The following is a 4,335-nucleotide window of genomic DNA, read 5'->3' as shown; positions in this document are numbered from 1 at the left end:
ATGTTGGTAACTTTTTTAAAACCCGAAGGGAATTTTTTAAAAAAAGTTATCAATCTTCCAATTACAAATCCGTATTTTTGATTCAATTAATAACCTAAAAATGGTCAACGTATTTTAGGACATGACAGCGACCGAAAACTAACGAGAAAATTTGTATTTTTGAAAGAAAAAAGAAAGTAAAATGAATAATGAAACTTTTGGAATTACATTTCAATATGCTATTTGTGTAAAGTACAAACTTGAAAATTCTATATCTTTAGAAAGAGTTGACCAAAATTTACTCGATAATTTTTTAGAATCAAAAATCATTAATAAAATATTTCGAGGCAAAAAACCAGTTCAATATTTGGCTGATACTAAAGAATTTACTTCGCCATTTATTAAAAGATGTCCACATAATTTTCTTTTAGAAAACAACCAAACTTTTTCCGTTAGAACTTTCAAAGGAAGTGGAAAAATGTTTGCTCCAAAAGTAGTCGGACAAGCAGGCGACGAAACTTTTAATCACTTTTTTGGTCATTTGTCTGATGAAGAAATCAATAAAACAAATTTCAAAGAGTTTTGTATAAATAATATTGATGAAATGTTGCCAATAATAGTTGATTACGCATTAGTTAGTGATTACAATTGTTGGATTTACTTAAACGAAGAATCATTTGACTATGAAATAATTAAAAGAGGAAATTTACCAGAATTAACTTTTGATTACAAAAACTTTTCTTTTACAAAACCAACAGCAACTGAATGGATTGAATCAAACACGATAAAGTATAAAGGCAAAACAGTTTTAGAATTACAATTACATACAAATAGAACAGGTTATAAAATCCGCTTACATAGAGAAAACTTTCCATTATTATTGAAAGTTGAAAAAGAAACTAATAATTCTTTACTTGGCGATACAGCAGAATTAGCAATTTGCAATGTCTTTGGTCTTGATTCAGGAACACAAAATGACAGATTAATAAACAATTCTGATAAAATAATTTTGGATGCGTTTGAAAAACACTATTCAGTCAATAAAGCAAAATTATTTCCTCTAAAGCCAACAAAATATTCGGGAACAGAAAAAAGAGAACGTGGTGGACATAGCAAAAGCGGTGTTGATTTCTATCTCGAAAACAATACAACATTATCTGTAAAAACCAACAAATCAAAATCATTCAAAGTTTGTCCGCCTGAAGTCGGTCAACCTTCTCCAAAAACATTTGATTTACATTTTTCAAACAAAGGTTGGTATGATGGAAATATGGATGAAGAAAAATTTAGACTTTTGGTAAAAGACAAAACTAAACTTTCTTTACTTTTAAGTGAATATGTTAAGTTTTTAAATGAATGTGATTTTCTTTTATGGTCATTGTACTTAAACGAAAAAAATATAAGTTCAAAACTTGTTGGAAAAAATGATTTGGAAAACATAACTTTTAATCCAAACTTAATATATTATTCAAACGATTTTACTGAAAAAAGTAGCGTAACAATAAAATACGGACAAGATAATTTTTCATTAGGAGAATTTCAAGTTCATTCTGCAAGAAATTCATTAAAATTTAGATTTAATTTCAACAACCTTTTGTCAATTTAAAAAATGTTTTTTACATTTGGACAAATTTGGACAAATATGGACACAACAGAACAACTATTAAGAATTGAAAATGTCGCTGAAAGGCTTAATTTATCTCAAAAATCTGTTAGAAGATATATACATGCAGGAAAACTAAAATCAAACAAAATTGGTGGAGTTCATCGAGTTGCAGAGAGTGAATTACAGTATTTTTTAAACCTTTCAATTTACGAAAACGGTAAATTGAACGAAATAGAGATAACTTATCCAAAATCAAAAAAAACAGATTTAATAAATTGGATTGACATTTCAGAAGATTGGGATGGAACAACTCCAAATGAATTTACTTCCGCAGATTTATTTTGCGGAGCAGGCGGAATGGCAAAAGGTTTTGAAATGGCAGGTTTTAACCAAGTTTGCGGTTTAGATTGGTTTAAAGAAGCAGGAATGACTTACAGAGAGAACTTTTCTCATCCGTTAATTGAAGGCGATATTACTCAAAGAGAAATAAAAGACAAATTCATAAACACAGTAAAAGAAAAACTAAACGGAAAGAACCTAACGGTTCTTTCCGGTGGTTTTCCGTGCCAAGGATTTAGTATGTCAGGTAACAGAATTGTTGAAGACAAAAGAAATTCCTTGTATAAAGATATGTTAGAAATTATTGATGAATTACAACCTGAATTTATTGTTGCGGAAAATGTAAAAGGTTTACGTTCAATGTTAAAGGGAAAAGTTGAAGACAAAATAAAAGCCGACATCAGAAAACTTGGCTATGTTGTAAATGTAACTGTTCTAAATTCAGCGGATTATTATGTTCCTCAAAAAAGAGAAAGAGTAATTTTTATTGCAAATAGAATTGGTAAAAAAAATTATCATCCTGCACCACTTTTAGAATCAGATTCATACATAACTACTAAAGAAGCTATTGGAGATTTGGTAAAAATGAAAGACAATCCAAAATTTAATCACGTTAGAACAAATCATAATGATGATATGAAAGAAAGATTGGCAAAAGTTCCAGAGGGAAAAAGTCTTTATGACAAATATTCTGATTCTTGGAAAAAATGTCCGTGGAATGAAGCAAGTTGTACTATAAAAGAAAATCATGGCGGTGTAAATATTCACCCTATTGAGCCAAGAGTAATCACTGTAAGAGAAATGGCAAGACTTCAATCTTTTCCTGACAGCTTTATCTTCAAAGGAACTAAATCAAAGCAAATGGTACAAATTGGAAACGCAGTTCCGCCATTGTTGGCAAAAGCAATAGCGTTAGCGATAAAAAAAGCAATTAAAAAATAATAACTTCATGTAACAGCAGTTTGCAAAAATGGCGGGTTTTGGGCTTAATTTAAAGTTGGTTTTGTACTTGCAATGTCAGTGTTTAACCGAAAGTTTCTGCTTCCTTAATCCGCCACTTCTGCAAGCTGCGAAACGTTAGCTGACATTTTAGAAAACAATCGATGAAAATAGAAGAACTATTCAATTATTTTACAGAAAAAACAGAAATTCAAATTCCTCAAAATATTAAGGAAAACTATTTGAATGACAGAAATAATAATTCAGAGTTTGTTCGACTTTTTAAATCGAATTTTGATTCTGAAAAAAAAGATTTTAATCCCATTTTAAGAGTTTTAATTTCAGAAAGATTTGCTATAGAGATTCTAAAACTAATATATGATTACCCAAAGCAGGAGAGATATAATATATTATTTAATGAATTAGAAATATATGACATCTTTTATAAAGGAAAGAAAATGGCGAGTAGCTTAGATTCAGAGAAACTTATAATTGAAGAAGTTTTATACTATGTAGATCATTATGATTATAAAAAAAATCAATTTAAATTTCCACTTATACAACAAGCTTATAAAAATCTCGATTCTAATCCTGATATAATGAAAGTAGTTTTGATATTACATGGAAGTTGCGGTGGTGAAGGTGGAATAATTGTAAGAGGAAAAAATTTAGGCTATGATTCTGGTTGTGTACATGGTGAAAGTTCCGAAATTGAATTTAATGAAGAAGTATTTGAATATGAGGGTTATTCATTTGAAAAATACGAGAGAATTCACAAACCAATTTTAGAAAATCCAAAAAAATAATATTTATGTTTTAAAAATAATTATGATTTTAATATTCGACACATATTACTACGAAGATAAAGCCAAAACAATTTGTCTATGTTTCGAAGATTGGGATAAAGAAGAAAATTATCAAATTAAATCAGAAACAATTTCAAACATAGATGAATATATTTCAGGTGAATTTTATAAAAGAGAATTACCTTGTATTTTAAGTTTATTATCAAAAATAGACTTAAAGAAAGTAAATTTAATTATAATAGATGGCTTTGTTTTTTTAGATGATCAAAACAAGTTTGGTCTTGGTGCACATCTTTATCACAAATTAAATAAAAAAATTCCAATTATTGGTGTAGCAAAACGAGACTTTGCAACAATTGATAAAAGCAGAATAAAATTATATAGAGGCAAAAGTGAAAATCCATTATTTATCACCTCAATTGGAATTGATTTGAGTATCGCTTCAAAAAAAATTGAAGAAATGGATGGAGAATATAGAATACCAACTTTACTAAAAGAAGTAGACAGATTAACAAAAGAAAAAAACGTCAGCTAACAGGCGTAACCGTTGCACAACCACCATTTTTTAAAAATAAAATCGTAAATTATAAAAAAACAACCTCTTTTAAAGCGATTTAATAGAGGTTTGTTTTTTAGCTAAAGTTCAAAATCGTAAATTCTTGATGA

At 28.5% G+C, this 4,335-nt stretch carries 4 protein-coding genes; all 4 read left to right on the top strand.

Annotated features, from left to right (window positions below):
* The first annotated feature begins 181 nt into the window (after positions 1-181).
* The 4 genes from ACIQ06_RS15930 (at position 182) to ACIQ06_RS15915 (ending at position 4,204) form a co-directional block, all read left to right on the top strand.
* Positions 182-1,585: a hypothetical protein gene (locus ACIQ06_RS15930; RefSeq protein ID WP_396147915.1), complete on the top strand. Its 1,404-nt coding sequence runs from the start codon at positions 182-184 to the stop codon at positions 1,583-1,585.
* A 3-nt stretch (positions 1,586-1,588) separates the two neighbouring features.
* Positions 1,589-2,866, top strand: a complete 1,278-nt coding sequence (locus ACIQ06_RS15925; RefSeq protein WP_396147914.1) for a DNA cytosine methyltransferase — start codon at positions 1,589-1,591, stop codon at positions 2,864-2,866.
* Positions 2,867-3,027: 161 nt separating this feature from the next.
* The gene (locus ACIQ06_RS15920) at positions 3,028-3,669 is read left to right on the top strand and encodes a hypothetical protein (protein ID WP_396147913.1); all 642 of its coding nucleotides are present in this window, start codon (positions 3,028-3,030) and stop codon (positions 3,667-3,669) included.
* A gap of 22 nt (positions 3,670-3,691) precedes the next feature.
* Positions 3,692-4,204, top strand: a complete 513-nt coding sequence (locus ACIQ06_RS15915; RefSeq protein WP_396147912.1) for an endonuclease V — start codon at positions 3,692-3,694, stop codon at positions 4,202-4,204.
* Positions 4,205-4,335: the final 131 nt, after the last annotated feature.

It is taken from the genome of Flavobacterium sp. (assembly GCF_044341265.1).
In the GTDB taxonomy this organism is placed as follows: Bacteria; Bacteroidota; Bacteroidia; order Flavobacteriales; family Flavobacteriaceae; genus Flavobacterium.
The sequence above is the reverse complement of the archived record's forward strand: the minus strand, read 5'-3'. Positions and strand labels throughout refer to the sequence as shown.

Bases quoted from the DNA above. Each gene is read 5' to 3' on its own strand.
- ACIQ06_RS15925 (WP_396147914.1), top strand. From the start codon at position 1,589: ATGTTTTTTACATTTGGACAAATTTGGACAAATATGGACACAACAGAA.
- ACIQ06_RS15930 (WP_396147915.1), top strand. From the start codon at position 182: ATGAATAATGAAACTTTTGGAATTACATTTCAATATGCTATTTGTGTA.
- ACIQ06_RS15915 (WP_396147912.1), top strand. From the start codon at position 3,692: ATGATTTTAATATTCGACACATATTACTACGAAGATAAAGCCAAAACA.
- ACIQ06_RS15920 (WP_396147913.1), top strand. From the start codon at position 3,028: ATGAAAATAGAAGAACTATTCAATTATTTTACAGAAAAAACAGAAATT.